The 540-nt window shown below is 57.6% G+C and carries 1 protein-coding gene; it reads left to right on the top strand.

The features are described 5' to 3' along the window. Positions 1-540: paraquat-inducible protein A (locus J5224_RS34770; protein ID WP_264629361.1), on the top strand; the 540-nt coding region annotated here is incomplete at both ends.

The raw sequence follows: 540 nt of genomic DNA, 5'->3' as shown, positions 1-540 counted from the left end.
GTTCTGCCACGCATAGCGCTCCGCGCCCGCCCGTCACCCAGGCACGCGCTGTCGTTGCCTATGGACGCTATCACCGCTGCCATGGCTGCGACATGCTGTTCCTGCTTCCGGCAATGAACAAAGGGGAATATGCCACTTGCCCGCAATGTGCGACCCGCGTCGGTTCCGGGCGTGATTGGTCGATGACACGACTGGCCGCGATGGCCACGGCGATGCTGCTACTCATGCCTTTTGCCTATACGGCTCCCCTGCTCGATATCCGACTGCTGGGGGTGGCGATCAATGCCAGCCTGTTTGAAGGCATCTGGCAGATGACCAAGCAAGGACACCCGGTTACCGCCAGTATGGTGGCGTTCTGTACTGTCGGCGTGCCCGTTACGCTAATGGTTTCACTGCTTTATCTGTTTTTTGCCCCACGCATTGGCATGAATCTGCGGCCTATTCTGCTGTTACTGGAAAAATTGAAAGCCTGGATGATGCTGGACATTTATCTGGTCGGGCTGGCCGTTGCTGCCATCAAGATCCGCGAGTTTTCCGACA

This window comes from Candidatus Symbiopectobacterium sp. NZEC135 (assembly GCF_025962695.1).
This window is presented reverse-complemented; position numbering and strand designations above follow the sequence as displayed.